Here is a 25,461-nt window from a genome sequence, read left to right as displayed (position 1 = left end):
GTGGGAGTAAATGTGGGAGTAAATTTCTCAGGAGGTTGATTATGGCCAAGCTCACCGCCAAAGAACTAGAAGCACTCACTGAGCAAGATGTCGGCACCGTTATACGCGACGAAGGTAGCCTATCAGGCAGGGTCTCGCTCCGCAAAAAAGGTGTCGCAATCCCCTTTTACTTCCAGTTTCGCTGGGAAGGTATTTACACCCGCTTTTCCTGCGGCACCTGGCCAAACAAGTCGTTGACCGAAATCCGCAAGGAGCGCAACGAAGCGCGAGACCTTGTAGCCAAAGGGATCAATCCTAATGAAAACAAGCGCGCCGGGAAGGTCAGACAAAAAGCGGAGCTGGCTGCTCAACTCGCGGAGGCCGATCGGCAAAAGTCTAAGGAGCTAACGCTGCTGGAGCTCGCAGGAGAATGGCTTCGCGATGGTGTGGCGCGCAAGGATGGTAATGCTGAATTACGGAGAAAGTTCGCGAAAGACCTTTACCCCGCCCTTGGCTCAAAAGTCATCAGTTCAATTAGTGAGCATGACCTGCGGAATCTGGTGCGGTCCGTAATGGCTCGCGGCGCTACTCGTCAGGCAATCAGTCTTTTTTCGGATATCGTTCAGATGTTTGGATGGGCCCAGAAGCGCCAGCCATGGCGAACACTGCTGATTGACGGAAACCCTGCAGACTTGATCGAAATCAACAAACTGGTACCCAGCGACTACCAGGAGGAGCGAACCCGGATCCTCTCCCCTAGCGAACTTCAAGAACTACACCAGCGCTTTCAAAAAATGACTGCGGACTATGCAGCACTACCTGCTGGCGAAAAGTACGATGGGATTCGCCCACTCAAACCAGAGTCCCAACTTGCACTCTGGATCTGTTTGGGAACGCTATGCCGGATCGGTGAACTGCTTCAAGCCGAATGGAAAAACGTAGACCTAGAAAATGGCGTCTGGTTTATTCCCGTGGCAAACGTCAAAGGCAGCCGTGGAAAGAAGCAGGACCACCACGTGTTCCTATCTGCGTTTGTGACCCACTATTTCAGCAAGCTTCGGTTGCTTACGGGACACTCTCAATGGTGCTTCCCCGCAAAGCATCATGATGGGCATGTCGATCTCAAGGTCGTCAGCAAACAGGTGGGAGACCGCCAATCACGCTTCAAAAATCGCAAACCGCTTTCCCGTCGCCGACATGATGACACCCTGGTGTTGTCCGATGGTGCGAATGGGGAATGGACACCCCATGACTTGAGACGAACAGGAGCAACCATGATGCAAGCCTGGGGCATAAGCCTTGACGTGATAGATCGCTGCCAGAACCATGTGCTCGCAGGTTCTCGGGTCCGCCGACACTACTTACATCATGATTATGCCGAAGAGAAAAAAGCAGCCTGGAGCCTGCTGAGCGAGAAGCTCTCTGAGATCATGATCGACCAGGATGGTTTGTAGGGACTTGAGACACACCTCCGCCATTTTTACCCCAGCAGGTGATGCAGCTGCTGTCCCAAGTCGATTTCATGGGCCAGAAAATCCAACGCTTTGAAACGATCAACGAACAACTTCCCCCACCAATCGCCATCCCCAAGCGGCACAATCTTGCCAAGCGCAGCGAACAACTGAGCCTCAACCATGGCAGCCTGCTCGACATTGATTCTGCCATCCAACGACGATCATCTTTCGCCTTAATCGTTAATATTTATGTGCGAAAGTGACCGACCGCTGCATTCAACTCCTGATCCACCCGCTGGAGTTCAAGCGTCAAAATCTGCAACTTCTCACTTTCTTGGGCGCTTTCCTCTGCCACCTCGCGCACCCGAACTATGTTCTGGCTAGCCTGTTCCGCCAAAACCCGTTGTTGCTCCGCGGCCCCTGAGATTTGTTTGTTCATCTGTTCAATGCTCGAAACGGCGCGAGTAATTCGTGTCAACGCCTGAGATGCCTGACCAGCAAGGATCACTGTTTCACCTGTCAGTGCATGGCTACCCTGTAGCCGTTCAGTTGCCTGCTGGGCGACGCCACGCAGGCGACTGATCAAGTCTTCGATTTCGGCGGTAGAACTCTGCGTGCGGCGTGCCAGACCACGCACTTCGTCAGCTACTACAGCGAATCCACGACCGTGCTCTCCTGCTCGCGCGGCTTCTATGGCCGCATTTAACGCCAGTAAATTAGTCTGTTCTGCTACAGCTTTAATCACATCAAGCACGCCGCCAATAGCAGTACTTTCTGCCAGCAACGATTGCATTGCGTCAGTGCAGCCGGTCATTTCCAAAGCCAGTTGGTTGATCTTGGACCCCGCTTGGCGTGCTAAGTCGTCACCTTCGCGCGCCTGGTCATCAGCAAGGGCTACTGCAGCACTGGCGTCCTTGACGTTACGTGCGACTTCGCCGGCCATCGCATTCATCTGTTGCATTGCGGTAGCGGCGATTTCAGTCTCCTGTCGTTGTCTCTCAACTCCCCGGCTGCTGCGCTGAATAACTTCTGCCAGGCTCCCTGCTGTTCCATTGAGCAGGCCTACCCCGGTACCAATTCGACCCACCAGGCCTCTCAGACTACCTAGCATGCTATTGACGGTATCCAATAGCTGCCCAAGCTCATCGTGCCGAACGCTTGCACCATCAGGCACACAATTCAGATCACCTGCGGCAACTTGCTGGGCCAGATGAACAGCCCGACGCAACGGCTGCAGTATCAAATGACGTATTAATAGACTCGCGCCAATGCCCAGCGCTAACGCCAGTAGACTAATGAGGCCAAGCTGACTGTATGCGTTGCGACTATCGCGTTGTATCGCCTGGCTCTGAAATTGGTTGGCCTTATCCAACAACTCGCTGACTTGCTGAGTTTGCATGTTCATCGCTTCGCTGCTACGAGCGCTTTGCTTGCGGCTGGCAACAAACTGTTCGAATGCTTTTCGATAATCTCCCAGTGCGTGACTTGCAGCCTGCAGCGAAACCTTCTCCTGATCATCGAGATTGAGCACCTGCATCGAAGACAGCAGGTCGCTCATGCTCATCTCCCAATCGCTACGGAAGCGTTCCTCACCATCCAACGAATAATACAGCTCACTGTCACGGAGCCTGGCCAGCTTGTCACGCAGAGCAGTGGTCTGTTCCAGCAACAACAGTTGCCCGCTGTCCGGAGGGGTACCTCGTTCCTGTTGCACACTCAACGCATCCAACTGGTCGAGAAATACCAAGGTGAAGCTTTCTCCCGCTGTCTGCGCGAGTGTTTGCATGCGCATGCGAGCCTCTCGTGCTTGTTGAAGAGACTCGGCATAACTTAGGAACTGCTTTAAATAGTCGCTGGACGCATCCCGCATCGCGATGTCGGCGCTATTTTTTTGGGAGAGGCCATCAAAATGCCGAGTGAGCTGCTCAGCTGCCCCTCGCACTTGATCCTGCGCCTGAGGAGAAAGACTCAGCGCATATTCTTTTTCCGCGATACGAGCCTGCAGGATCAACGTTTGAATCCAATCCTCGGTACGAAGTTGTTCACCACGAAGCCCTAACAGACTCAAAGAATGGAAGGCGGTAATCCCCACCCCGAGAGTGAATAGCACACCAACCCAAAACCGATCGACAGCTTGGCTCCTACCGAGAGATTACCCAGTAGCCGGCTCACTAAAGACATACAAATCCCCTCTTCACGCTAGTGGTGGTGCACCCAGGAACAGGAAAACATGCCCACTGGCGGAGCTTTCGTTCCGTTGAGAGCTACACCCAAACGGCAGGCAGAAGGGTCGGCGATTATTGAGCTGCCATTTGGCGAGCAATCGATGTCAGTGAAATGGCCAACGTCTGATCCTGAAGGCTGTGCCCGCTTTGTCCGTGGACTCACGCAATGATTCGCATCGACGCCATCTGGCTTGCCACCGAGCCCATGGACATGCGTGCCGGCACTGAAACTGCGCTGGCCAGGGTGATCGCGGTGTTCGGTGCGGCGAAGCCGCACTGCGCTTATCTGTTTGCCAACCGCCGCGCCACTCGTATGAAAGTGCTGGTGCATGACGGGTTTGGAGTCTGGCTGGCTGCTCGCCGATTGAACCAAGGAAAGTTTCACTGGCCCGGCATTCGACAAGGCTGCGAGATAGAGCTGGATACCGAGCAACTTCAAGCGTTGGTGCTCGGCCTACCTTGGCAGCGTGTTGGGGCTGGCGGTGTAATCACACTGCTTTAAAAAGCTGTAATTAGCTCCTTGGCCTACTGCCGCAAACGACCTGCTTTGGTAAAATCCAGGGCATGACTTCCTCGCCCAATCTCGATCAGATGAGCCCCGACCAACTGCGCGCCTTCGCGGCGCAGTTGCTGTCCCAGGTTGATTCGCTCGGACAGCAAGTCGACAGGATGGGCAAGAAGAACGACCGCGACCAAACCATCATCGAGCAACTCACCCACGAAATCGCCTGGTTCAAACGTAACAAGTTTGCTAAGCGCAGTGAGCAATTAAGCCCTGCTCAAGGCAGCCTGCTCGATGACCTGCTCGACACAGACATCGCGGCCATTGAAGCCGAGCTGAAGGCGTTGAATCCGCCGGCTGCGCCGGCAGAGCCACGCAAGCAGCCCAGCGTGTTCCATTGCCTGCGCAGTTTCCGCGTACCGTGATTTATCACGAACCAGACAACACCCAATGCCCCTGCGGATGCCAGCTCCAGCGGATCGGCGAAGACGTCAGCGAAAAGCTCGATTACACGCCGGGCGTGTTCATCGTGGAGCAGCATGTGCGCGGGAAATGGGTCTGCCGCGAGTGTGAAATGCTGACTCAGGCACCGGTTCCGGCCCAGGTCATCGACAAGGGCATACCGACCGCAGGGCTGCTGGCTCACGTGATGGTGGCCAAATTCGCCGACCATTTGCCCCTGTATCGCCAAGAGAAAATCTTGGGCCGCGCCGGCCCGGCTATCGCCCGCTCGACACTGGCGCAATGGGTCGGCCAAACCGGCGTGCAACTCCAGCCCTTGGTCGACGCGCTGCGTGAAACGGTACTTGCCCAAGGCGTGATTCACGCAGACGAAACCCCAGTGCAGATGCTCGCGCCGGGCGAAAAGAAAACCCATCGTGCTTATGTCTGGGCCTACTGCACAACGCCGTTTTTGGCACTTAAAGCAGTGGTTTACGACTTCAGCCCGAGCCGTGCGGGTGAGCATGCACGCAACTTCCTTGGGCAATGGAACGGCAAGCTGGTTTGCGATGATTTCGCCGGTTATGTTGCGGCCTGAGTTATGTTGCGGGGGTAAGAGGCGCCGCCTCCCAATCGGGAGTTCGGCGCAAAAAGTGGCACATAAATTCATGCTACAGCCCTCGCATGAACGCCATGAGAGATGCTGAGTTCGGTCGCAGGCGCACAGCCTCAGGCACATTTGTGACGTCCAAACATGCAAGCGCCTTGTCCTTCATTTCGAGATCGACTTCCGCGTAGATGTGGGTTGTGTCCAAGGAGACATGCCCGAGCCAGGCCCGAATTGTATTGATATCGACCCCGGCTCTTAACAGGTGAACGGCGGTCGTGTGTCGAATAGTGTGCGGGCTGATGCGCCGGCCGTGCATGGAGTCAACCCGCTTGCCGGCTGCTCGTCCATACACCGACACAACACGATACATGCCGAATCGAGTCATGGGATTCCCGGTACGACCTATGAATACGCGATCTTCTGTTCTACGTTCAACGATGAGTGGCCGCAGCGCGGCAGCTGTTACTGGCCACAGGGGGCAGACGCGCCATTTGTTTCCCTTACCCAGAATGCGCACGGAGGGTGAAGTCCCAAGTTGCAAATTACCAACGCTGAGGCAGACAGCTTCGTCAGCGCGGGCGCCGGTGTTGTATAGAAAAAGCAAAATCGCATAGTCCCGTGCCCCCTGGCTCGTAGCTCGATTAGGTGCCCGGAGCAGAGCCTCCATTTCTGGCTTGTCGAGGTAGTGGATGACTGTCTGGGTAGTTTTTTTGAACGGGATAGAACGGATCTCTGTGCACCACTCCAAATGCTCTGGCGATCGCATAGCAATGAAACGCCCTAATGAATGAATCGCGCAGAGCCGCTGGTTGCGCGTGACAATGCCACAACCGCGCTCGTGTTCGACATGTTCAAGGAATGCGCGCACGATGGCGGGCGATATGTCGAGCACCGACAAATGGTCGATTGCCACCGAGGCTTTTCGACTGACAAATGGAAGCAGGAGGGTCAGCGTGTCGCGGTAACTGATCTGAGTGTTGTGGGAAAGGTTGCGCTCGGCGACCAGATACTCCAACAAGAAGCGACGTACCCATGCCCCGAGGCGATTGCGGTCAATCATGATCAATCTCCTGGCTTGAATAAATGGCAAATCGGCGACTCGCTTCGTGCAACAGTTCGGGAGTCATGTGCAAATAGCGCTGAGTCGACCTTATGTCGACGTGCCCCAGATACGTTGCCAATTGCGGCAACAGCCGCGGTACATCCTTGCCGGTGCGATACCATCCCAGTACACGATGTACGGCGGCTGTATGCCGCAGATCATGGAGGCGCGGAGGCCGTAGCTCGCCTGTTGGGCGAGCAATGCCTGCCGCCAAACGAACGCGTTGGAACAGAGTTATGACGTATTGGTAGTTCAGGCGATGGCCAGTACGAGTGCACAGCAGGGCAGAGTCTTGGCCTAGTGGAAGTGCTAGCGCGCAACGTTGTCGTAGATAGACTCGCAGTTTCGATGCCAGCCTGGGCCCAATCGGCACCAGCCTTGTCTTATAAAACTTTGTGTCACGAACGGTGATGATTCGCTGCTCGAGGTCGATGTCACAGAGGTTTAGTCTGATCGCCTCGCCGACGCGCAACCCAGCACCGTAAAGGATCAGCAGGAGGGTTCTGTATGTCGCAGCTTGAAGGCGACTGAGCGAGGTACTCAGTATGACAGTGGCATCTAACAGGTGCTGTATTTCTGCGGTGGCATAGACATAGGGCGTCTGTGCCGGTGGAAGCTGTGGTGGTCGTTCCGGCAGGGGCGAGATCGTTGCGTGGCCACGTGCGATTGCGAAGCGATAAAAGCTAACAAGTAATCCTCGCTTCGTCTTCCACGTAGCGCTTAGCTCACCGTTCCCGTGCAGAAATGCGGCTACTGCCTCTGGAGTAACTTCGGGGAGCGGTAGGTTTCCAGTCTCACGTGCAAACTGACGCAGCACTCTGGCACTGCTATTCAGGCCCACGCCTTGGGCACGACGGACAGCCACGTAGGCATTGACTACGTCCAAGGTTCTCATTGCAGGTCTCCCAGGTCGAAGTCACCGACTTCACGTAACGAAACCAGATCCACCTTGGTGTACGTCATTGTCGCCGATGTGCTGCGGTGGCCAAGGTGGTCGCCAATCTCCTTGAGACTCAGCCCATTGGCGAGCAGCCTGGCCGCGCATGCATGTCGAAGTGCGTGCGGCCCCAAATGTGCAGCTTGTATGTTGAGCAGACGTAGTCTGCCGCTGACGATGTTGTATAGACCTGCAGCGGAGATGGGGATTCGCGGCGCCCGAATTCGGATGAAGATCTCAGGGTGCAGTACCTTCGGACGCACTGTGTCGACATATTGCGCTAATGCCTCAGCTACTGTGGAGACCAATGGGTAAACCTGCGGCTGACGGCGCTTCAATCGCCAAATACGCGATTGGCCAACAGCCCAGTCGATCTGATCCAACCGGAGTGCGGCAACTTCTCCCCGGCGTAAACCGTAGATGGCGAGAAGCATCAGGATGGCTCGGTCGCGCACATCGCGTTCAGAACTTGAATTTGTAGTTGCGAGTACTCGCTGAACATCCTCCCAGCTCAGTGCATAGGGAAGTGACTCTAGGGCGTAATGTCGCGGGGAACGGATCGAGTCGGCCAATGTACTGCTGCATGTTCCCTGCGTTGCCGCGTAGCGCAGGAATACCCGCAACATTGTTGCGACGTGCCTTGCCGAAATTCGCGACCACCGTTGCGCACCGTAGGTGATGAAGTAGGCATCAATATCCTCGGGGCTAAGCGTCGAAAATCGGCGGCCTGTGTTGAAGCACCAGCGTAAAAAGGTTGCCGCTCGACTGCGCCATTGACTGATGGTACATGGTGTCAAACCGCGTTCATCCCGCATCCACGAGACGAAAAGCTCAAGATTCTCCTCGAATGGAATTGGCTCCGCCGTTGGCTCTTGCCACCATCCTAGGAACTTTAACCAAGGTCTTGCGGTGTTTATCAACGTCGTAGCAGTTGCAGGAGAATTGGCCGGCAATGGCCCTTCGTGAATGATCTGGCGCAGCCGTGACGAATTGATTGCATTGAGGTCGCTTGGCTGCATCCGCTCGGCGATCCAAAGCAAGCAGCACGCCTTCAAGTAAAGGGAGGCATGCGTACAGCCCTGCTCAGCACAGTGCTGTAGATATCGCTCGCGTTCAGCGGCCAGCGATCCCGCACGATGGCGTTTACAGGCAGCGTTTGAAGAATAGATATTCTCGAACATGGCAGACACTCCAGGGGATGAAGGTCTACCAAGGCGCTGCAATTTATGTTGCGTCAATCGCCTATCGACAACAGAGAAACTGCCTATTTGGCCGGTCGGAATCACATAACTCAGGCCGCAACATAACCTGCGTTATGTGTTGGAGCACATAATGCCGGCTACAAAGCAAGCTTTCAGCAAGGCATCACCGAAATCGGCTGCATGGCTCATGCCCGCCGCAAGTTCTTCGATCTGCATGCGACGAACAAAAGCCAACTGGCCGAACAGGCGCTGCACTCAATTGGCGGGTTGTATGAAATCGAACGGCAAGCGCGGGAAATGACCGACGAGGATCGCTGGCGAATACGTCAGGAAAAAGCGGCGCCCCTTATCGACGCACTGCATACCTGGATGCTGGCCCAGCGCGACCTTGTGCCCGAAGGCTCGGCTATCGCCAAAGCTCTGGATTACAGCCTAAAGCGCTGGGGCGCACTGGCTCGATATATCGAGGACGATGCTGTGCCCATAGATAATAATCCAGTGGAAAACCTGATACGGCCGTGGGCACTCGGCCGCTCCAACTGGTTGTTCGCCGGTTCACTGCGCAGCGGCAAACGAGCAGCGGCGATCATTAGTTTGATCCAGTCGGCGCGCATGAATGGGCATGATCCATATGCCTATCTCAAAGATGTGCTGACGCGGCTGCCAACGCAGCGTGCCAGTGAGATTGATCAACTGCTGCCGCATCAGTGGGTGCCGGCCTGAGTCACGCAAGGTGACTTCGGCGGACGCTTACCTTGAAAGAGCTATCTCGCCCGGAGTGCAGAGCAAGCAGGACAGGTACTTGATGAGCGCGGCTATGAACCCTGGACGTATCGGTGACACAAATTGAATAAAAAAGCCGCGCGGGATCACCGAGCGGCTGATAAAACATTCAATAGAGGCAGATCGATGACGTATCGCCCACTCTGGCAAGAGGAGGCAGGTCAAAGGACGCTCACCTATCTTTTACGTGAAGTTGCAGGCAAGTCCGTGCAACTGCCATGGGCGACTTCTGCCGCCATCCCTACGGTTTCACCCAATGTCGGATGAGGGTGGATGGTCTTACCGATATCCAATGCGTCGGCGCCCATTTCGATTGCCAGGCAAACCTCACTGATCAGATCGCCCGCACCGGTTCCGACGATGCCGCCACCGACCACCCGATGCGTCTCGGCATCGAACAGAAGCTTGGTAAAGCCTTCATCACGACCGTTGGCAATCGCACGTCCGGACGCGGCCCAAGGGAAAACTGCCGACTCAACTGTGATGCCTTTGTCCTTGGCTTCTTGTTGAGTCAGACCGGCCCAAGCCACCTCTGGATTGGTATAGGCAACGCCCGGAATCTGCAACGCATCAAAGCGGCTGCGAGCCAGTTCAGCATTGTTCGAGGCTTCACCTGCTGCCACTTCAGCGGCGACGTGCCCTTCATGAACAGCTTTGTGAGCCAGCATGGGCTGACCGACGATGTCGCCGATCGCGAAGATATGCGGCACGTTGGTGCGCATCTGCTTATCAACGGCAATGAATCCGCGCTCACCTACGTTGATACCCGCCTTGCCGGCATCTATCTGGTCACCATTGGGCTTTCGGCCCACTGCAACCAATACCAGATCATAGCATTGCGGCTCGGCAGGGGCTTTTTCACCCTCGAAAGTCACCCAGATACCCTGCTCGCTAGCCTCGGCTTTCACCGTGCGGGTTTTCAACATCATGTGATCGAACCGATGGCTGTTGTGCTTTTCCCAGACCTTCACCAGATCGCGATCAGGTCCTTGCATTAACCCGTCCATCATCTCGACCACATCGATGCGCGCACCCAGGGCCGAATACACGGTGGCCATCTCCAGGCCGATAATCCCCCCGCCCACCACCAGCATGCGTTTGGGCACGGCCCTGAGTTCCAGGGCACCGGTGGAGTCGACGATGCGTGGGTCCTGCGGCATAAAGGGCAGCTTGACGGCCTGGCTGCCGGCAGCAATAACACATCGTTTGAAGCGAATGACCTGCTTGTCACCTGTCTGTTTCCGACCGGCATCCGAAGTGATGGCGACCTCGATATGGTAGGGATCCAGAAAACGACCATACCCACGCACAACCTCGACTTTGCGCCCCTTGGCCATAGCGGCGAGCCCACCAGTCAGTTTGTTAACCACGGACTCCTTGTGCGTGCGCAACTTGTGAATATCAACATTGCTGGCACCGAAGTCGATCCCCAGTGACGCCAAATGCGGTACTTCCTCCATCACCGAGGCGATATGCAACAACGCTTTGGAGGGGATACAGCCAACGTTTAGGCATACGCCGCCAAGCGAGGCATAGCGCTCCACCAACACAGTTTTTTGCCCCAGATCCGCCGAGCGGAAGGCGGCCGAGTAACCGCCAGGACCACCACCCAGGACGAGCACATCGCATTCAAGATCAACGCTGCCGGCGTGGGTAGTAGCCACTGCGGACGCTGGCGCAGGCGACGCCAGACTCGCAGTCGCAGTCGCAGTCGCAGATACTGAAGGCGTTGCTAAAGGAGGCGGTGCAGGTTGGACAGCCACCTCATTCGACTCCAGCCTCAACAACACTGCGCCTTCTGCCACTTTCTCGCCGACTTTGACCAACACTTCCTGAACCACGCCCGCAGCAGAAGAAGGGACATCCATCGTCGCCTTATCGGATTCGAGCGTGCAGATAGCGTCATCGACTGCAACCACATCACCGACTTTGACCAGCACCTCGATTACCGGCATTGCGGCAGCATCGCCGATACTCGGCATCTTCACTTCAATAACCTGACTCATGGGCTGCCCCCTCAAAGTGTAATTCGACGGAAATCAGCCAACAGAGCAGCCAGATACTGGAGGAACCGTGCCGCAGCAGCACCATCCACGACGCGGTGATCCCAGGACAGTGCCAGGGGCAGAATCAGGCGAGGTGCAAAGGCATTGCCATCCCAAACCGGTCTGGTTTGCGCGCGAGTAACTCCAAGGATCGCCACTTCTGGCGCATTGATAATGGGCGTAAAGCCGGTACCGCCAATGCCACCCAGACTGGAAACGGTAAAGGTCCCACCCGTCATGTCGGCGGGGCCCAACTTGCCGTCCCGCGCCTTTCTCGCCAACTCGCCACATTCCGTTGCGATCTGACCGATGCCTTTCTGATCGGCGTCGCGAATCACCGGTACCACCAGCCCGTTCGGCGTGTCGGCAGCGAACCCGATATGGTAGTACTGCTTGAGGATCAGGATCGGCTCACCCTCTTCATTGCCCAGCGAACTGTTGAACTGCGGGAAGGCTTTCAGGGTGGCGACCGCGGCCTTGATCAGGAAAGCCAGCATGGTGTACTTGATCGCGTCCTTGCCGCCTTCGGTGTTGAGCTGCACGCGAAAGGCTTCAAGCCCGGTGATATCCGCTTCTTCGTTGTTGGTGACGTGGGGAATCATCACCCAGTTGCGCGAAAGGTTAGCGCCGGAGATTTTCTTGATACGCGACAGCGCGACTTTCTCGACAGTGCCGAACTTGCTGAAATCCACGTCCGGCCAGGGCAGCAGGTTAAGTCCGGTGGAGTGATCGGCACGTGGCGCGGAGCTGTCGAGACGAACGAGGGCGTCCTTGACGAAGCGTTCGACATCCTCGCGAAGCATCCGCCCGCCCTTGCCGGTGGCCGCCACTTTCGAGACGTCCACACCCAGTTTGCGCGCATAACTGCGAACCGAAGGGCTGGCGTGGGGTTTCGGGCCAGAGGCAGTCACCACTGGCGCCACCACCGACACCACAGCGGCAAAAGGGGGGGCCACGACAAGTGGTGGTGGCGACGCAACGGCACTCACCACTACATCAGCCACCGCAGTGCCATTCACTGCAACCTGAGCGACAGGCGCCGCATCGGCGTCCATCTGCAACGTGAGGATGACGCTGCCTTTGGAAACCCGATCCCCCTCCTTGATGGTCACCGCCACAACGGTGCCCGCACCAGGGCTTGGGACATCCATGGATGCCTTGTCCGACTCCAGAGTCAGCAATGGGTCATCGAACGCTACTGTATCGCCCGGCTTGACCAACACTTCGATCACCGGGAGGTCTTTGAAGTCCCCAATGTCAGGGACATGAATTTCTCTGATTTCACTCATGACATATCGCCGCCAAGAAATAGATCCGTTGCGGGTTCACGCAACGGATGGAGCGCTCACCGAGCGCATACGAAGAGCAAACCGTTAGCGAGTCCAGGGAGCTGGACGGTCACCATCCAGGCCGTAGCGTTCGATGGCTTCGGCCAGCACCTGACGCGGCAACTTGCCGTCACGCACCAGTCCATCCAGCGCTGCCAGGACGACCTGGTGACGATCGACTTCAAAGAAACTGCGCAAGGCGGCGCGAGTATCACTGCGGCCAAACCCGTCGGTACCCAGGGCAATGAAGCGCGCATCGACGTAGCTGGCGATCAGTTGCGGCCAGGCGCGAACGTAGTCGGAGGTGACAATCACTGGCGCATCACCGGCGAGGGAAGCGCAAAGATGGCTGACCTGCTCAGGATCGGACGGGTTCAGGCGATTGTGTCGCTCCACTGCCCGCGCTTCGCGAGCCAGCTCGCTGAAGCTGGTGACGCTCCACACCTCGCTTGATACCTGCCAGTCGGCCGCCAGCAGCTCGGACGCCGCGATCACTTCCCGCAGGATGGTGCCGCTGCCCAGCAGGCGGACTGAGCCACGGGATGGCGCTGCATCCGTCACGGCGTAGCGATACATGCCGCGAATGACTTGATCCTCGACGCCGGTCGGCAACGAAGGCTGCGCGTAGTTTTCGTTCATCACGGTGATGTAATAGAACTCATCGACATCCCGCTCCATCATCTGGCGCATGCCATGGTCGACAATCACCGCCAGCTCGCCGGCAAACGCCGGATCATAGGCGCGGCAGTTGGGCACGGTGGCTGCCACGACATGGCTGCTGCCGTCCTGGTGCTGCAGCCCTTCTCCACCCAGGGTCGTACGCCCTGCCGTGGCGCCCAGCAAAAAGCCGCGGGCGCGCTGGTCAGCCGCTGCCCAGATCAGATCGCCGACGCGCTGGAAACCAAACATCGAGTAGTAGATATAGAACGGCAGCATCGGTTTGCCGTGGGCGCTGTAGGAAGTCGCAGCAGCCACCCAAGACGACAGTGCGCCCGCTTCCGTAATGCCCTCCTCCAACAGCTGGCCATCACGCGCTTCGCGGTAATACAGCATCGAGCCCGCATCTTCTGGCTCGTAAAGCTGCCCCAGCGGCGAGTAGATACCAATCTGGCGGAACAGGTTGGCCATACCGAATGTGCGCGCTTCGTCCGCGACGATAGGCACCACCCGCGGCCCCAGTTCCTTATCCTTGAGCAAACCGCCGAGCATACGAACCACAGCCATGGTGGTGGACATCTCTTTGCCGTCGGCCTCGAAGGCGAAACGCGCGTAGTCAGCCAGGGCGGGGATGGCGACGTGCTCGTTGCCCTTCTGCCGCGCCGGCATATAGCCGCCCAACGCGGTCCTGCGCTCGCGCAGATAACGCATCTCCTGGCTGTCTTCGGCCGGTCGATAGAAGCGCAATTGCGCGACATCGTCATCCGACAGTGGCAGCGCGAAGCGATCGCGGAACGCCTTGAGTGCGTCGATATCCAGCTTCTTCGCCTGGTGCGAGGTCATGCGCGACTCGCCAGCACCGCCCATGCCGTAACCTTTCTTGGTTTTGGCGAGGATGACGGTCGGCCGTCCCTTGTGCGCCTTGGCAGCGGCGAAGGCCGCGTGTAGCTTGCGGAAGTCGTGGCCGCCACGCTTGAGGGCATCGATCTCAGCATCGGACATGTGCGAGACCAGCTCCTTCACCTCCGGATCCTGCTGGAAGAAGTGCAGCAGGTTGTAGGCACCGTCCTTGGACCCGAGCGTCTGGTACTGGCCGTCGACGGTCTGAGCAAAACGTTGCAGCAAGGCGTTGTTGGTGTCCCGCGAAAACAACGGATCCCAATCCGAACCCCAAATGACCTTGACGACATTCCAGCCAGCGCCGGTGAACAGCGCCTCAAGTTCTTGAATGACCTGACCGTTGCCACGCACCGGGCCGTCCAGACGCTGCAAGTTGCAGTTGACGATGAAGGTCAGGTTGTCGAGTTTTTCCCGCGCCGCAAGCGTGAGCCCGGCGATGGATTCCGGCTCATCCATCTCACCATCACCAAATACGCCCCAGACATGCCGGTCGGCGGTTTCGGCCAGGTTGCGGTGTTCGAGGTAGCGCATGTAGCGCGCTTGATAGACCGCACTGATCGGGCCAATGCCCATCGAACCGGTCGGAAATTGCCAGAAGTCCGGCATCAACCAAGGATGCGGATAGGAACTTAATCCGTTGCCGCCTACTTCCTGGCGATAATTGGCCAGTTGCTCTTCCGACAGCCTGCCCTCAAGGAACGCACGGGCGTAGACACCCGGGGCCGAGTGCGGCTGATAAAACACCAGATCGCCGCCATGACTTTCGTCGCGGGCGCGGAAGAAATGGTTGAAACCGACCTCGAAGATTTCCGCGGCGGAGGCATAACTTGCGATATGTCCGCCCAGATCCCCATAAGCCTGATTGGCGCGCACCACCATGGCCAATGCATTCCAGCGAATGATCGACGTGATCCGTTCCTCGACAGCAAGGTCTCCTGGGTAGGGACCCTGCCGTTCAATCGGAATTGTGTTCCGATACGCCGAGTACGGGTGCACATGCGAGGTGATGCCAAGTGCTCTTGCGTGTTGCTCTAACTGTTTAAGCAGAAACTGACCGCGCTCGGACCCGCCATCGCGCACGACGGCCTCCAGCGACTCCAGCCACTCCTGCGTTTCATCTCGGTCAATATCCATCGACCCAGTTGTCGAATTTTCGATTAGCACACCCATATCTGCCTCCTCTCTTATTGTCATTAGCTTAGCGATGAATCGACAGAACGTGCTTCCGTACTAAGCTTCACTTTTACAAAATTTAGGCATACCATGCCTTAAAACAACCAATACCTTGATGAATATGCCGCAAACTCAGCTAGACCCAATAGATCTGCGCATCCTGGAAGAGCTTCAAATTAATGCTCGACTCACTAATGTTGAGCTCGCATCTCGTGTCCATCTGTCACCCTCTCCCTGCCTGACAAGAGTGAGAGCATTAGAAGAATCGGGGTTAATCAGTCGCTACGTAACCCTGCTTGATCCATATGAACTCGGTCTGAGCGTAAGCGTGTTTATACAGATCACGCTTGAGCGCCAGATAGAGCATGCATTAGAGACATTCGAAGAAGCGGTACAAGACTACCCAGAAGTCATGGAGTGTTATCTCATGACCGGAGACGCTGATTACCTGATCCGGGTCGTAGTTCCCGATGTCCAAGCGATGGAACGATTCATCGTCAATCAGTTGTCGAAAATCCCAGGGGTTGCGAACATTCGTTCGAGCTTTGCCCTCAAACAGGTCAAGTACAAGACTGCGCTGCCGCTTTCTCGCGGCGAGCCACCAAGAACTGGTGCCAGCAAACATCGTCATAAATAAACCAGCGCGATGCACCTGCAATGGAGCAGGTGCAAGTGTTATCGAGACAACTGTACGACCTCAATGACAACAAGCCCCTTAACTGAAACTGAAGTCTGTCCACCGGCAGGTGGCCAACCCATGCGATTTAAAGAAGCACCGAGCCTCCTCACATAGATGCTTGTACAACCCACCGCCGACTCACAATCCGCGATCAAGACTAAAGTCCAAAGCTCTCGCCAAGCGCGCGGAACTCCGCAAACGCGGCGTCCAGCTCCTCCTCAGTATTCATAACAAACGGGCCACGGGCGCCCCCGGCTCACCAAGGGGCAGACCTGCGAACAAAATGGCACGCCCTCCGCTCTCCTCGCCGCCCACCAACGAAACAGTACTTGGGGCGTCGCACCTAGTGAGCCACGCCACTTGGCCTGCACCTATTAGCTCAGAGGCCGGGCCTACCGCCACACTGCCTTCGAGGACGACGATAAAACCGTTGTATGCAGCAGGAAGTTCCTGATCGATCCGAGCGCCAGGCTGTAAACGCAGTTCCACCATAGTTACGGGCGCATAGTTTTTCACCGGCGAGGTTACCTCTCCAGAAGAACCGGAAAACACGCTCACCTCTGCGCCATCTGCCTTTCGCACAGGCGCTTCCCCCGCCAGGACGTGTTGGTAGTGCGCCTGAACGAGCTTGTCAGTCATAGGCAAGTTCACCCAAAGCTGTAGCAGATGAACCTCTTTACCCCCTGCTGTTGCTCGTTATGGATGACCCCCCGGCCAGTAGTCAGCCACATCACATCACCCGGCCCTGCAGTCCCCTGGTTACCGTGGTTGTCGTAATGCTCGATACCCCCTTCCAAGACATAGGTAACAGTCTCAATCCCCCGATGCGGATGACGATCGAACACACCGACTGGAAACCAGTCCTCCATCATGAGCAGGAACGGATCCGACGCCACCCAGTCGCCCGGAGTGATTAGGGGACGCACCCGATGAGTATCGTCCAAGCCACGCCTAACGGAAGGGGCTTTCGATAGTGGCGACAGTGCGCTGTTGCAAGATGCTGGTCATAGCAATGTCCTTATAGTTGGCCGGAAGCCGGCTCAACTTAAACTTCTTACTTTAAGAGCGCCTATTGCGCCATTGACGCGTCCGAGCCTTCGACAAAAATCTCGACTCCTGACGACAACGGGTGATGCACGGCACCAAGGAAATCGCAGAAGTGATGAGACTCTTGAGGCCGATGCCGAATTGACCCACGTGCCGACGTAAGACTGCCCCACCTCTAAATCGGCACAAACTCTGCACAACCAATGTTTTTCGAGGAATCAGCCTAGGTCAGTGACATCTCGGCAACTGGGTCAATTCGGCGTCAGCGCCAACACCATATCGGGTCGGTGGCAGCAACGGGCTGGCATACACCATGCCCTCAACTCTGGCGTCGATACCGAAGACGGCGTCACCCGTGGTTTTGTTGGCAATGTCCAGCGAAGTGACCGGTTTACCCACCAGCCTCAGGTCGGCATCGGCCTTCAGTGGCAGCGCTTTCAGCTCCGCTTCGCTGAACTCACGGGTCACGCCCAAGGTGACCAGTTCGGCGTAGGAAATTTCCTGTTTTCCGCAAACCACCCTACCGCCGCGGGCCACACAGGAATCGGGCGAAACGCCCCATTTTTTGGCAGCAGCTTCAATCAATGCCACCCGTCCGGCAGCACCGGCCTGACGGTAAACCGGCCAGCTCTGGGACACCGACCAACTGCCGCCGGTCACCATCAGGCCCCATTTCCTGGCACTGTCCACATGGACGATTTCCACATTTTCCCAAGACACCTCCAATTCGTCCGCAAGGATTCGGGCGATGGAAGTACCCACGTGCTGGCCCATTTCGACCCGAATGATGTTGACCTTGACCTTGCCGGCGTTGTCGATGGAGTACCACACCGAAGGTTCGTAGATTGCGCCTTCACTGGGTAGCGCCGCGTCATCGGTCGTCGCAGGATCCATGGCCGCTAACACGCCGCGTGGAAAGCCAAAGCTGAGCCCCGCCAGGGTCATGGCAACCAGAAAGCCACGGCGAGTCATGCCTGTTGGTCCGCCCGTATTAAACAGCGCGCTCATCGTTAACCTCCTGCCTCATTGCAGCAGCCGCTTCATGAATCGCTTTGCGGATGCGTACGTAAGTCATGCAGCGGCAGACGTTGCCACTCATCACCGCATCGATATCTGCATCGGTCGGATCGGGAAAGTCGCTCAGCAGCGCGGCGGCCTGCATGATCTGACCAGGCTGGCAGTAGCCACACTGTGGTACCTGCAATTTATGCCAGGCCACCTGCAACGGATGATTGCCTTTCTCGGACAAGCCTTCGATGGTGCTGACACTGGCACCCACCACGGCGGAGACAGGCGTGATACAGGAACGGGTGGCTCGGCCACCAACGTGTACGGTGCAAGCACCGCAGGCACCAATACCGCAACCGAACTTGGTGCCGGTCATGTTCAATTCGTCACGGATAACCCACAGAAGAGACATGTCTGTGTCCACGTCGGCAACTGTTGGCTTGCCGTTCAACATAAACCTGGCCATGGCTCACTCCTCCCGCGAATTAATGCTCAAACCGGGGCTGACGACGAATCGCGATCCCGAGCGCCTACTCATTGAAGAACGCGCCGAAGCTCTATCCGCTGCCGGCTACCCGCTGCCAACTGATGACCCGGCTATGTACGCTGAGCAATTGTTGAAAGAAGCCAGAGCGGCACGACGACTTTCGTGTTCAGATATTTGTCTTTCGTCCTGTGGGTCACAAGGTACTGACAACCAGGAAGTTAAGAGCTACCGCCCCTCATTTCTATCATCAAGGAAGAAAATGAAATACTCATTGCTTGAAGGCGCTCGTGTAGAGGCCATTCCAAAAGCACGTGGTGTTTGCAGTTTTTGTGGTTCCCAGACCGTCGCTAAATGCGGGAACCATGTCGTCTGGCATTGGGCTCATAAACGTTTGGACTGAATCGCCCCTGGTTTAATAGACACCATTGAGCGGCTGCTTTTTTCCGGCAGCCTCCCGTTGTTGCCTTATGGATTCACCTCTCCGCTGCTGCAGTGCATTCGGCTTCTGACATTCTGTGCAGCCGTCTCCTGAAAATGACAAATTCTACCCTTGGAGTCAACTTGCAAGGAAAACGCATCGGTTACGTCCGGGTCAGCAGCGGCGTTTTTCAAGGTAGTTGTCGCTTCAACCGTCTAACTATGCCGCTCTTTTCTCGACCTGTTGCTCTCGATCCGGGTTCAACAGCACGATGCCGATCGGCTCCCAGTTACGCGTTTGACCCGACCACCGTTCCGGCTTTTTCTCTTTAGCTCCTTCGTACAGCTTATGTCGCCGGGCCAAGACCTGATGGTCCAGTCCTCGATGCCGCTCAGGCGGTGTGACGAACCGGATACGGCTATGCCGGTGCTCGTTGTTGTACCAACGCATGAAGTCCCTCACCCACGCTCGTGCGGCGTCCAAACTGGCAAAACCATTCTGCGGCCATTGCGGGCAGTATTTCAGTGTTCTAAACAGCGACTCCGAGTAGGGATTGGGGATTCCACGCGCACCTGGACACTCATTCCACGAACACTTGGACAGCGATTCCACGCTGACTTGGACACTCATTCCACGGCCACTTGGACACTGATTCCACGAGCACTTGGACAGTGATTTTTCGCTGATCCGACCCACGCTCAGGCAGGCAGCAACGCAGGACTATTCACTACCACCGGCCTCTTTTATCGAAGCGAAGAGGTCGTCGTGGAGCGTTTATCCATGCGTAAAATCCGAGAGGTAATGCGCCTAAAGTTCGACGCCGGCCTGTCCGTGCGCAAGATCGCCGCCAGTCTGCGCATCAGCAGCGGCAGTGCCGGCAATTACCTACACCGCTTCAGCGCTTGCGGGCTGACTTGGCCGACATCATTGTCGGACGCCGAGCTGGAGCGATGCCTGTTCTCGCCAGCACCCACAGCTCCCAGCGATCAAAGGCCGATGCCTGATTGGGCTTGGGCGCATGCTGAGTTACGCCGCCCCGGCGTGACGCTGGCCTTGCTCTGGCAGGAATATCGGCTCAGTCACCCGCAGGGCTTTCAATACAGCTGGTACTGCTAGCACTACCGGCTCTGGGCCGCCAAGGTCGATGTGGTCATGCGTCAGGAACATCGAGCCGGCGAAAAACTCTTCGTCGACTATGCCGGCCAAACGGTGCCAGTCATCGACCGGCAGACCGGCGAGATCCGCCAGGCGCAGATCTTCGTCGCCGTGCTGGGCGCGTCCAGCTACACCTTCGCCGAGGCCACCTGGTCTCAGACGTTGCCCGACTGGTTGGGCTCGCACGCCCGCTGCTTCGCTTTTCTCGGCGGCACTGCGCAAATCCTGGTGCCGGACAATCTTCGTAGCGGCGTCGCCAAAGCGCATCGTTACGAGCCGGATATCAACCCCAGTTACCGCGACCTGGCCGAGCATTACGGCGTTGCCGTGTTGCCCGCGCGCTCGCGTAAACCCAAGGACAAAGCCAAGGTCGAAGTTGGTGTGCAGGTGGTCGAGCGCTGGATCCTCGCGGGCCTGCGCAACCGCCAGTTCTTCTCGCTGGGCGAGCTCAATACGGCCATCGGCGTGCTGCTCGAACGTCTTAACCACAGGCCCTTCAAAAAGCTGCCCGGCTCACGCCGCTCAGCCTTCGAAACCATCGACCAACCGGCGCTGCAACCGCTGCCGGAACATCCGTACGTCTATGCCGAATGGAAAAAGGTACGGGTGCACATTTTGTGTGGCCAAGCGATTTCTGTGGCCTTTGCTCTGCTGAGTGGCAGAGCGCTTGACCTGGCGCCGTCTGAAGACCACAGAAACCCGGCTATAGTGAGCGCAGAAATTCCATCAGTTCCGAGTCGATTCGCGGTCGCGGAGTTTTGTGCAAAGGTTCCAGTTGCGCCAGCGCACGTGACTTCATCTCCATATCGATTTGCGCGTAAACGTTCGTGGTGTTCAGCGAAACGTGACCGAGCCATGCTCGAATGGTATTGATGTCGACGCCCGCTCGTAACAAATAGGTTGCTGTCGTGTGTCGAACGGAGTGCGGGCTGACACGCTTTGTCTTAAGCGCAGGGAATTGGTTCTCTATACGTTTCGCGTAGCGCTCGACCAGCGCGTGAACGCCGAATCGGGTTATTGGCATACCGCATCGATTGATGAAGACCTGCTGCCCAACTGAGCGCCCCCCGACCAGTGCAGAAAGCTCGCTGGCTGTTTGTGGCCATAGGGGGCACAGTCGCACCCTGTTTCCTTTACCTAGCAATCTGACGAATGCATTGCCGGCGACGCCCTGCGGTTGCAGTTGCAAGTCCTCGACCTTGAGTTGCGCGGGCACCTGTGTTGTACAGGAACAGCAGCAACGCGTGATCACGCACTCCCTGCGCCGTCTGCAAATTCGCTGCTGCCAGGAGCGCGTCCATTTCTGGTTTCTCGAGATAGGGGATCTGCGGGCGAGCAAACTTCCGGAACGGTATCGACAGAACACAGCCAGACCATTGCAGGTGTTCCGGCCCATACTCGCCGACGAAACGCGCAAAGGAATGCACGGCTGCGAGCCGTTGATTGACGGTTCTCGCGCCCACAAGCTTGCTGGTTGTCAGCGACGGCAGAAACCGGTTTATCAACTCCCGGCTGATATCATCAACATTGAGCAGATCTGGACGCTTACCCAGTTCGTTCGCAGCATGGCGGATTAATCTACCTAACGTGTCGCGATAGCTGAGCTGTGTACTGCGTGCCAGGTTTTTTACAGTGACCAGATACTCTGCAAGAAAGCGCTTAACCCATGGGGCCAACAGATTCGAATTGTTCATGTTTATTTCTCCAGCATTGCGTATCGCTCAAAGCGAATCGAAGCCTCAATCAGCAGCTCCGGTGTCATCGGCAAATAAACCTGGGTCGCAGCGATGCTTGCGTGTCCCAGGTAGGTCGACAGCATGGGTAGGAGCCTTTGGACATCGGCACCCTGCTGGTACCAGGTGGTCAGCCGATGGACAGCGAAGGTGGCTCGCATGTCGTGTAACCGTGGCTGGTAGGGGGCACCATCGGTGCGCCGGACGTTTGCCTTTGATCGAAGACGTGCAAACGCCCGCCGAACGCCACTCGCACTGAGTTGACCACCATCACGGCGAACGAGCAGTGGAGCGTCCAATGCGGTGCCGGGCGATGTGTGGACGGTCTTGATGTAATCGTGCAGGATCTGGGTTAAATGCGTTCCAGTCGGAACCCACCGCGTCTTGTAGAACTTCGTGTCGCGGATCGTTAACAGACTCTGCTCAAGGTCGACGTCGGCAAAACACAAGTGCAGCGCTTCGCTCAGTCGTAGGCCCGTTCCGTATAAAAGCAGCACTAGCGTTCGAAGGGTACGTGGTTCGATTAATGTTGAATGTAAGCCATCAACGGCATTGATCAGTCGAGCTATGTCGCTATCGGTATATACATAAGGTCGGAAGGTTGGGGGGCAGCGTGGTGTGTTGATTGGTAGCGGAATGCCTGATGAAGGTTTCATCGGGGATCCGATCCAGGTGCAGCCCCGAAAACTGGCGCAAAATTGTAGTCTCATAGAGCGCTTCTTCCATCGCCGGATCACTGTAGCCGAACCAGTTTTGCATCAAATGAACCCGCAACATGGCCATCAATGGATACGCCGGACGGCCCCCTTCGCCCTTTGGATAATGCGGCTCGATCAAATTAACCAAGCCCTTCCAGGCCACCACTTGATCCATCTCGATTAAGAAGCGTTCGCGGCGGGTCTGCTTACGTTTGCCGGCATATTCGGCGTCGGCGAAGGACATCTGTTTCATCGGGGCTCAACTGTTCCGTTTGTGCGTGGTGGGTATTTCACCAGATCGGGAAGTCTTTTTCAGAGTTTCCCTAGATCCAGTGGATTAGAAACAAAACAGCGCGAGCTTAAAAACAAAATGCGCATTGTTGTAGGCCCTACTTGGCGCCTACGCTCCTTACCAGCAAATAACGCGTTCCGACTCCGCCGACGGCAGTCATATCGCTCTGCGAAGTTTTGACCCTGGCCTAGAACGAACGACCAGCCCGTCTCGCCAGCACGACACGGCGTGACACCTCTTAAGCCAGGAATGAATGACAAAACGGATCATGTGCGGCAACTCGTCGCGCTAAAATTAATATACTCCCTACCAGTATATGACTATACTCCCCCAGTACCAAGATATACCCCCCACCAGTACCCGTGTACACTTTCCCGTATCACGCCACTGGAGAGAAAAAATGCCTCATTCACCTGAAGAAAAGAAACGCGTTCTGGGACGCGTGCGACGAGTAAGAGGACAGCTGGACGCATTGGAAACTGCGCTGGAACAAGGGGCTGAATGCGGGCCCGTTTTGCAGCAAATTGCTGCGATGCGTGGCGCGGTAAATGGATTAATGGCGGGAGTATTGGAAGGTCATCTCAGGGAAGAGTTTTCGAATCTAGTAGATACCACCGAGGCACAGCGGTCTTCGATTGATGAGGTCATTGCGCTGGTACGCACATACCTAAAGTAACCCAAGTCGACACCGACGCCGTGCTGGTAGCCCCGGATCTTTTAAGTTCCATCCAACGGAGACAACCCTATGAAATCTCGTGCTGCAGTTGCATTCGAAGCAGGTAGACCGCTTCAAATCGTTGAGATCGACGTAGAGCCGCCTCGCGCAGGCGAAGTGCTGATTAAAATCACGGATACGGGCGTATGCCACACGGATGCCTTCACCCTTTCCGGTGATGATCCTGAAGGCCTGTTTCCTGTTGTGCTTGGCCACGAAGGTGCCGGCATTGTCATCGAAGTCGGCGAAGGTGTGACCAGCGTGAAGCCTGGCGATCACGTTATCCCGTTGTACACCGCAGAATGTGGAGAATGCTTGTTCTGCAAGTCCGGAAAAACCAACCTTTGTACCGCTGTCCGCGCTACTCAAGGTAAAGGTGTGATGCCAGATGGCACCACACGCTTCTCGTACAACGGACAGCCGCTGTATCACTACATGGGTTGCTCGACCTTCAGCGAGTACACCGTAGTTGCGGAAGTATCGGTCGCCAAGATCAATCCGGATGCCAACCCTGAGCACGTTTGCCTACTGGGCTGCGGCGTAACAACCGGTATCGGCGCGGTGCATAACACCGCCAAGGTTCAGCCGGGCGACACCGTGGCTGTATTCGGTCTGGGTGGCATCGGATTGGCCGCTATCCAAGGCGCGCGTCAAGCCAAAGCGGGTCGGATCATCGCCATCGACACCAATCCTGCCAAATTTGAACTGGCACGCCAGTTCGGCGCCACTGACTGTGTCAATCCAAAGGATCATGAGCAGCCAATTCAGCAAGTCATCATTGAAATGACCGGCTGGGGCGTCGATCACTCTTTCGAGTGCATCGGTAACGTCCACGTGATGCGTGCCGCACTCGAGTGTGCCCACCGCGGCTGGGGTCAATCGATCGTCATCGGTGTTGCCGGTGCTGGCCAGGAAATTTCTACCCGCCCTTTCCAGTTGGTCACTGGCCGAACTTGGAAAGGCTCCGCCTTCGGCGGCGTCAAAGGTCGTAGCCAACTGCCTAAGATGGTTGAGGACTCAATGAAAGGTGAGATCGAGCTGGCACCTTTCGTTACCCACACCATGCCGCTCGAGCGAATCAACGAAGCATTCGACCTGATGCACGAAGGCAAATCGATTCGCACCGTTATCAAATACTGACCGGCTGCCCGGGGCGAAAGCCCTGGAGAGCTGTTCGTATCTTCCAAGCAGCCTCGGAGTTACATCGTGAGCGAAATGACAACGAAACTAGCTAGGCGCGCCATTGCTCAGGAAAGCATCGAAACGTCAGGCTGATTCGTGAGCCTACAGATTGCTTTGTCTTCAACAATGAATGCAGCCAGTGACGCTGGGTCTCGCCACGCATCACGATAACCTGACCATGCTCCAATGTGAGCTCACGGAGCTCCCCGGTCGCCTTATGCTTGAGCGCAAACTTACGTGCAGCCCCGAGACTGAGCGATGCAATGACGTCATTTGGCTCGGAAGCTTCAACGTCAGCGTGCCATCCTATTCCTTGAGATGCATTATGGTAGAGGTTGAGCAAACAAGAGTTGTAACGCTGACCGGTAAGCTCCTCCATTCTGCGTTTCAACCGCAGCAAACTGCTTCCTTGCCAGCGAATTGCTTGGCGCTCTATTCCTGAATGGACGTATCGAAACGGCCTGTCAGCATACCAAGCAACCTCCCGAACCGTCCTGACCAACTCACCATTCAATAAAGCCGAGTCAGGCTGCCAGGCAGCAGCCATCATTAACTCGTTGAAATGGCTATCGGCCTCATCGACAGCCATTACTCGACCGTAATCATTGAGTACTCCGTCCTTTGGAAGCATGTTCAGAAGATGCGCCTGGTCGCTGAACAGGTCAGTATTTGGTGAGAACCACATTTGATGTATCCGCCCGAGAAGAAC

General features: G+C 56.5%; 22 protein-coding genes and 7 pseudogenes. 9 read left to right on the top strand and 20 right to left on the bottom strand.

Annotated features, from left to right (window positions below; all coding sequences use genetic code 11):
• Positions 1–41: 41 nt before the first annotated feature.
• Positions 42–1,433, top strand: coding sequence for a tyrosine-type recombinase/integrase (locus tag RGV33_RS11840; RefSeq protein ID WP_153425777.1), 1,392 nt, complete (start codon positions 42–44; stop codon positions 1,431–1,433).
• Between the two features lie 26 nt (positions 1,434–1,459).
• Here the strand turns inward: RGV33_RS11840 and RGV33_RS34245 are convergent, their stop codons facing one another.
• From RGV33_RS34245 to RGV33_RS34235, 3 genes and pseudogenes are all read right to left on the bottom strand, one after another.
• Positions 1,460–1,648 (bottom strand): hypothetical protein, encoded by a 189-nt coding sequence (locus RGV33_RS34245; protein WP_169859584.1) that lies wholly within the window; start codon positions 1,646–1,648, stop codon positions 1,460–1,462.
• Positions 1,649–1,680: 32 nt separating this feature from the next.
• Complete coding sequence (locus RGV33_RS34240; RefSeq protein ID WP_416152119.1) at positions 1,681–2,376, bottom strand: methyl-accepting chemotaxis protein; 696 nt, start codon at positions 2,374–2,376, stop codon at positions 1,681–1,683.
• Positions 2,377–2,586: 210 nt separating this feature from the next.
• Positions 2,587–2,832, bottom strand: a pseudogene (locus tag RGV33_RS34235) (methyl-accepting chemotaxis protein); the annotation flags it as partial.
• Between the two features lie 992 nt (positions 2,833–3,824).
• Here RGV33_RS34235 and tnpB point away from each other — a divergent pair.
• The gene (gene tnpB, locus RGV33_RS11825; protein ID WP_146218524.1) at positions 3,825–4,160 is read left to right on the top strand and encodes an IS66 family insertion sequence element accessory protein TnpB; all 336 of its coding nucleotides are present in this window, start codon (positions 3,825–3,827) and stop codon (positions 4,158–4,160) included.
• A 62-nt stretch (positions 4,161–4,222) separates the two neighbouring features.
• Positions 4,223–5,196, top strand: a pseudogene (tnpC, locus tag RGV33_RS11820) (IS66 family transposase); the annotation flags it as partial.
• Between the two features lie 76 nt (positions 5,197–5,272).
• Here the strand turns inward: tnpC (RGV33_RS11820) and RGV33_RS11815 are convergent.
• Genes RGV33_RS11815 through RGV33_RS11810 form a run of 3 tightly spaced genes read right to left on the bottom strand, consistent with a single transcriptional unit; the run spans position 5,273 to position 8,431 of the window.
• Positions 5,273–6,271, bottom strand: coding sequence for a tyrosine-type recombinase/integrase (locus RGV33_RS11815; RefSeq protein ID WP_322144364.1), 999 nt, complete (start codon positions 6,269–6,271; stop codon positions 5,273–5,275).
• On the bottom strand, positions 6,264–7,208 hold the full coding sequence (locus RGV33_RS34230; RefSeq protein WP_153425779.1) for a tyrosine-type recombinase/integrase: 945 nt from the start codon (positions 7,206–7,208) through the stop codon (positions 6,264–6,266). Before RGV33_RS34230 ends, RGV33_RS11815 begins: the two co-directional genes overlap by 8 nt.
• Positions 7,205–8,431 (bottom strand): tyrosine-type recombinase/integrase, encoded by a 1,227-nt coding sequence (locus tag RGV33_RS11810; RefSeq protein ID WP_169859583.1) that lies wholly within the window; start codon positions 8,429–8,431, stop codon positions 7,205–7,207. The genes RGV33_RS34230 and RGV33_RS11810 overlap by 4 nt, the downstream gene beginning before the upstream one ends.
• Before the next feature lie 153 nt (positions 8,432–8,584).
• On the opposite strand from RGV33_RS11810, the pseudogene tnpC (RGV33_RS11805) reads away from it, so the two are divergent.
• Positions 8,585–9,175 (top strand): annotated as a pseudogene (gene tnpC / locus RGV33_RS11805) (IS66 family transposase); the annotation flags it as partial.
• A gap of 236 nt (positions 9,176–9,411) precedes the next feature.
• Here the strand turns inward: tnpC (RGV33_RS11805) and lpdA are convergent.
• The 3 genes from lpdA to mdeB form a co-directional block, all read right to left on the bottom strand.
• Complete coding sequence (gene lpdA / locus RGV33_RS11800; RefSeq protein ID WP_322144363.1) at positions 9,412–11,241, bottom strand: dihydrolipoyl dehydrogenase; 1,830 nt, start codon at positions 11,239–11,241, stop codon at positions 9,412–9,414.
• Positions 11,242–11,252: 11 nt separating this feature from the next.
• Complete coding sequence (gene aceF / locus RGV33_RS11795; protein ID WP_153425782.1) at positions 11,253–12,569, bottom strand: dihydrolipoyllysine-residue acetyltransferase; 1,317 nt, start codon at positions 12,567–12,569, stop codon at positions 11,253–11,255.
• Positions 12,570–12,653: 84 nt separating this feature from the next.
• Complete coding sequence (gene mdeB / locus RGV33_RS11790; RefSeq protein WP_322144362.1) at positions 12,654–15,299, bottom strand: alpha-ketoglutarate dehydrogenase; 2,646 nt, start codon at positions 15,297–15,299, stop codon at positions 12,654–12,656.
• A 160-nt stretch (positions 15,300–15,459) separates the two neighbouring features.
• Between mdeB and RGV33_RS11785 the strand changes: the two genes are divergently transcribed.
• Positions 15,460–15,975, top strand: coding sequence for an Lrp/AsnC family transcriptional regulator (locus tag RGV33_RS11785; RefSeq protein WP_153425788.1), 516 nt, complete (start codon positions 15,460–15,462; stop codon positions 15,973–15,975).
• Between the two features lie 199 nt (positions 15,976–16,174).
• Here the strand turns inward: RGV33_RS11785 and RGV33_RS34225 are convergent.
• The 5 genes and pseudogenes from RGV33_RS34225 to RGV33_RS11770 all read right to left on the bottom strand — a co-directional run.
• A pseudogene (locus tag RGV33_RS34225) lies at positions 16,175–16,258 on the bottom strand (hypothetical protein); the annotation flags it as partial.
• A complete protein-coding gene (locus RGV33_RS34220) occupies positions 16,243–16,509 on the bottom strand; it encodes a pirin-like C-terminal cupin domain-containing protein (protein ID WP_416152118.1) in 267 nt (88 codons plus the stop codon). The pseudogene RGV33_RS34225 and the gene RGV33_RS34220, both read right to left, overlap by 16 nt.
• A 155-nt stretch (positions 16,510–16,664) precedes the next feature.
• Positions 16,665–16,961 carry a pirin family protein gene (locus RGV33_RS11780; protein WP_153425785.1) on the bottom strand — a complete coding sequence of 99 codons (297 nt, stop codon included), beginning with the start codon at positions 16,959–16,961 and terminating at the stop codon, positions 16,665–16,667.
• A gap of 331 nt (positions 16,962–17,292) precedes the next feature.
• Complete coding sequence (locus RGV33_RS11775) at positions 17,293–18,072, bottom strand: molybdopterin cofactor-binding domain-containing protein (RefSeq protein ID WP_322144361.1); 780 nt, start codon at positions 18,070–18,072, stop codon at positions 17,293–17,295.
• Entirely contained in the window at positions 18,056–18,538 is a 483-nt protein-coding gene (locus RGV33_RS11770; protein WP_322144360.1) for a (2Fe-2S)-binding protein, read from the bottom strand. The genes RGV33_RS11775 and RGV33_RS11770 overlap by 17 nt, the downstream gene beginning before the upstream one ends.
• Between RGV33_RS11770 and RGV33_RS11765 the strand changes: the two genes are divergently transcribed.
• The gene (locus RGV33_RS11765; RefSeq protein ID WP_322148782.1) at positions 18,483–18,959 is read left to right on the top strand and encodes a hypothetical protein; all 477 of its coding nucleotides are present in this window, start codon (positions 18,483–18,485) and stop codon (positions 18,957–18,959) included. The two genes, RGV33_RS11770 and RGV33_RS11765, sit on opposite strands and share 56 nt — an antisense overlap.
• 237 nt (positions 18,960–19,196) lie before the next feature.
• Here RGV33_RS11765 and RGV33_RS11760 read toward each other — a convergent pair.
• Positions 19,197–19,532 (bottom strand): annotated as a pseudogene (locus RGV33_RS11760) (integrase core domain-containing protein); the annotation flags it as partial.
• A 225-nt stretch (positions 19,533–19,757) separates the two neighbouring features.
• Between RGV33_RS11760 and istA the strand changes: the two are divergent.
• Positions 19,758–20,747 (top strand): annotated as a pseudogene (gene istA, locus RGV33_RS11755) (IS21 family transposase); the annotation flags it as partial.
• An 88-nt stretch (positions 20,748–20,835) separates the two neighbouring features.
• Here the strand turns inward: istA and RGV33_RS34215 are convergent.
• The 4 genes and pseudogenes from RGV33_RS34215 to RGV33_RS11740 form a co-directional block, all read right to left on the bottom strand.
• The gene (locus tag RGV33_RS34215; RefSeq protein ID WP_416152068.1) at positions 20,836–21,348 is read right to left on the bottom strand and encodes a tyrosine-type recombinase/integrase; all 513 of its coding nucleotides are present in this window, start codon (positions 21,346–21,348) and stop codon (positions 20,836–20,838) included.
• Complete coding sequence (locus tag RGV33_RS11750) at positions 21,266–21,826, bottom strand: tyrosine-type recombinase/integrase (RefSeq protein WP_322144359.1); 561 nt, start codon at positions 21,824–21,826, stop codon at positions 21,266–21,268. The genes RGV33_RS34215 and RGV33_RS11750 overlap by 83 nt, the downstream gene beginning before the upstream one ends.
• 2 nt (positions 21,827–21,828) lie before the next feature.
• Entirely contained in the window at positions 21,829–22,521 is a 693-nt protein-coding gene (locus RGV33_RS11745; protein WP_322144358.1) for a tyrosine-type recombinase/integrase, read from the bottom strand.
• Positions 22,508–22,816, bottom strand: a pseudogene (locus RGV33_RS11740) (transposase); the annotation flags it as partial. The gene RGV33_RS11745 and the pseudogene RGV33_RS11740, both read right to left, overlap by 14 nt.
• A gap of 439 nt (positions 22,817–23,255) precedes the next feature.
• On the opposite strand from RGV33_RS11740, the gene frmR reads away from it, so the two are divergent.
• The gene (gene frmR / locus RGV33_RS11735) at positions 23,256–23,531 is read left to right on the top strand and encodes a formaldehyde-responsive transcriptional repressor FrmR (protein ID WP_053160469.1); all 276 of its coding nucleotides are present in this window, start codon (positions 23,256–23,258) and stop codon (positions 23,529–23,531) included.
• A 69-nt stretch (positions 23,532–23,600) separates the two neighbouring features.
• Positions 23,601–24,710 carry an S-(hydroxymethyl)glutathione dehydrogenase/class III alcohol dehydrogenase gene (locus tag RGV33_RS11730; protein WP_026136571.1) on the top strand — a complete coding sequence of 370 codons (1,110 nt, stop codon included), beginning with the start codon at positions 23,601–23,603 and terminating at the stop codon, positions 24,708–24,710.
• A 91-nt stretch (positions 24,711–24,801) separates the two neighbouring features.
• Here RGV33_RS11730 and RGV33_RS11725 read toward each other — a convergent pair whose 3' ends face one another.
• Entirely contained in the window at positions 24,802–25,437 is a 636-nt protein-coding gene (locus RGV33_RS11725; RefSeq protein WP_322144357.1) for an alpha-ketoglutarate-dependent dioxygenase AlkB family protein, read from the bottom strand.
• Positions 25,438–25,461: the final 24 nt, after the last annotated feature.

The sequence above is a fragment of the Pseudomonas sp. Bout1 genome (genome assembly GCF_034314165.1).
Classification (GTDB): domain Bacteria; phylum Pseudomonadota; class Gammaproteobacteria; order Pseudomonadales; family Pseudomonadaceae; genus Aquipseudomonas.
The sequence above is the reverse complement of the archived record's forward strand: the minus strand, read 5'-3'. Positions and strand labels throughout refer to the sequence as shown.

What these genes read in the sequence shown, in the direction of transcription:
- RGV33_RS11840 (WP_153425777.1), top strand. Translation starts at nt 42, where the DNA reads ATGGCCAAGCTCACCGCCAAAGAACTAGAAGCACTCACTGAGCAAGAT.
- RGV33_RS34240 (WP_416152119.1), bottom strand. Translation starts at nt 2,376, where the DNA reads ATGGCCGGCGAAGTCGCACGTAACGTCAAGGACGCCAGTGCTGCAGTA.
- tnpB (WP_146218524.1), top strand. Translation starts at nt 3,825, where the DNA reads ATGATTCGCATCGACGCCATCTGGCTTGCCACCGAGCCCATGGACATG.
- RGV33_RS11815 (WP_322144364.1), bottom strand. Translation starts at nt 6,271, where the DNA reads ATGATTGACCGCAATCGCCTCGGGGCATGGGTACGTCGCTTCTTGTTG.
- RGV33_RS34230 (WP_153425779.1), bottom strand. Translation starts at nt 7,208, where the DNA reads ATGAGAACCTTGGACGTAGTCAATGCCTACGTGGCTGTCCGTCGTGCC.
- RGV33_RS11810 (WP_169859583.1), bottom strand. Translation starts at nt 8,431, where the DNA reads ATGTTCGAGAATATCTATTCTTCAAACGCTGCCTGTAAACGCCATCGT.
- lpdA (WP_322144363.1), bottom strand. Translation starts at nt 11,241, where the DNA reads ATGAGTCAGGTTATTGAAGTGAAGATGCCGAGTATCGGCGATGCTGCC.
- aceF (WP_153425782.1), bottom strand. Translation starts at nt 12,569, where the DNA reads ATGAGTGAAATCAGAGAAATTCATGTCCCTGACATTGGGGACTTCAAA.
- mdeB (WP_322144362.1), bottom strand. Translation starts at nt 15,299, where the DNA reads ATGGATATTGACCGAGATGAAACGCAGGAGTGGCTGGAGTCGCTGGAG.
- RGV33_RS11785 (WP_153425788.1), top strand. Translation starts at nt 15,460, where the DNA reads ATGCCGCAAACTCAGCTAGACCCAATAGATCTGCGCATCCTGGAAGAG.
- RGV33_RS34220 (WP_416152118.1), bottom strand. Translation starts at nt 16,509, where the DNA reads ATGGTGGAACTGCGTTTACAGCCTGGCGCTCGGATCGATCAGGAACTT.
- RGV33_RS11775 (WP_322144361.1), bottom strand. Translation starts at nt 18,072, where the DNA reads ATGAGCGCGCTGTTTAATACGGGCGGACCAACAGGCATGACTCGCCGT.
- RGV33_RS11765 (WP_322148782.1), top strand. Translation starts at nt 18,483, where the DNA reads ATGTCTGTGTCCACGTCGGCAACTGTTGGCTTGCCGTTCAACATAAAC.
- RGV33_RS11770 (WP_322144360.1), bottom strand. Translation starts at nt 18,538, where the DNA reads ATGGCCAGGTTTATGTTGAACGGCAAGCCAACAGTTGCCGACGTGGAC.
- RGV33_RS11750 (WP_322144359.1), bottom strand. Translation starts at nt 21,826, where the DNA reads ATGAACAATTCGAATCTGTTGGCCCCATGGGTTAAGCGCTTTCTTGCA.
- RGV33_RS11745 (WP_322144358.1), bottom strand. Translation starts at nt 22,521, where the DNA reads ATGAAACCTTCATCAGGCATTCCGCTACCAATCAACACACCACGCTGC.
- frmR (WP_053160469.1), top strand. Translation starts at nt 23,256, where the DNA reads ATGCCTCATTCACCTGAAGAAAAGAAACGCGTTCTGGGACGCGTGCGA.
- RGV33_RS11730 (WP_026136571.1), top strand. Translation starts at nt 23,601, where the DNA reads ATGAAATCTCGTGCTGCAGTTGCATTCGAAGCAGGTAGACCGCTTCAA.
- RGV33_RS11725 (WP_322144357.1), bottom strand. Translation starts at nt 25,437, where the DNA reads ATGTGGTTCTCACCAAATACTGACCTGTTCAGCGACCAGGCGCATCTT.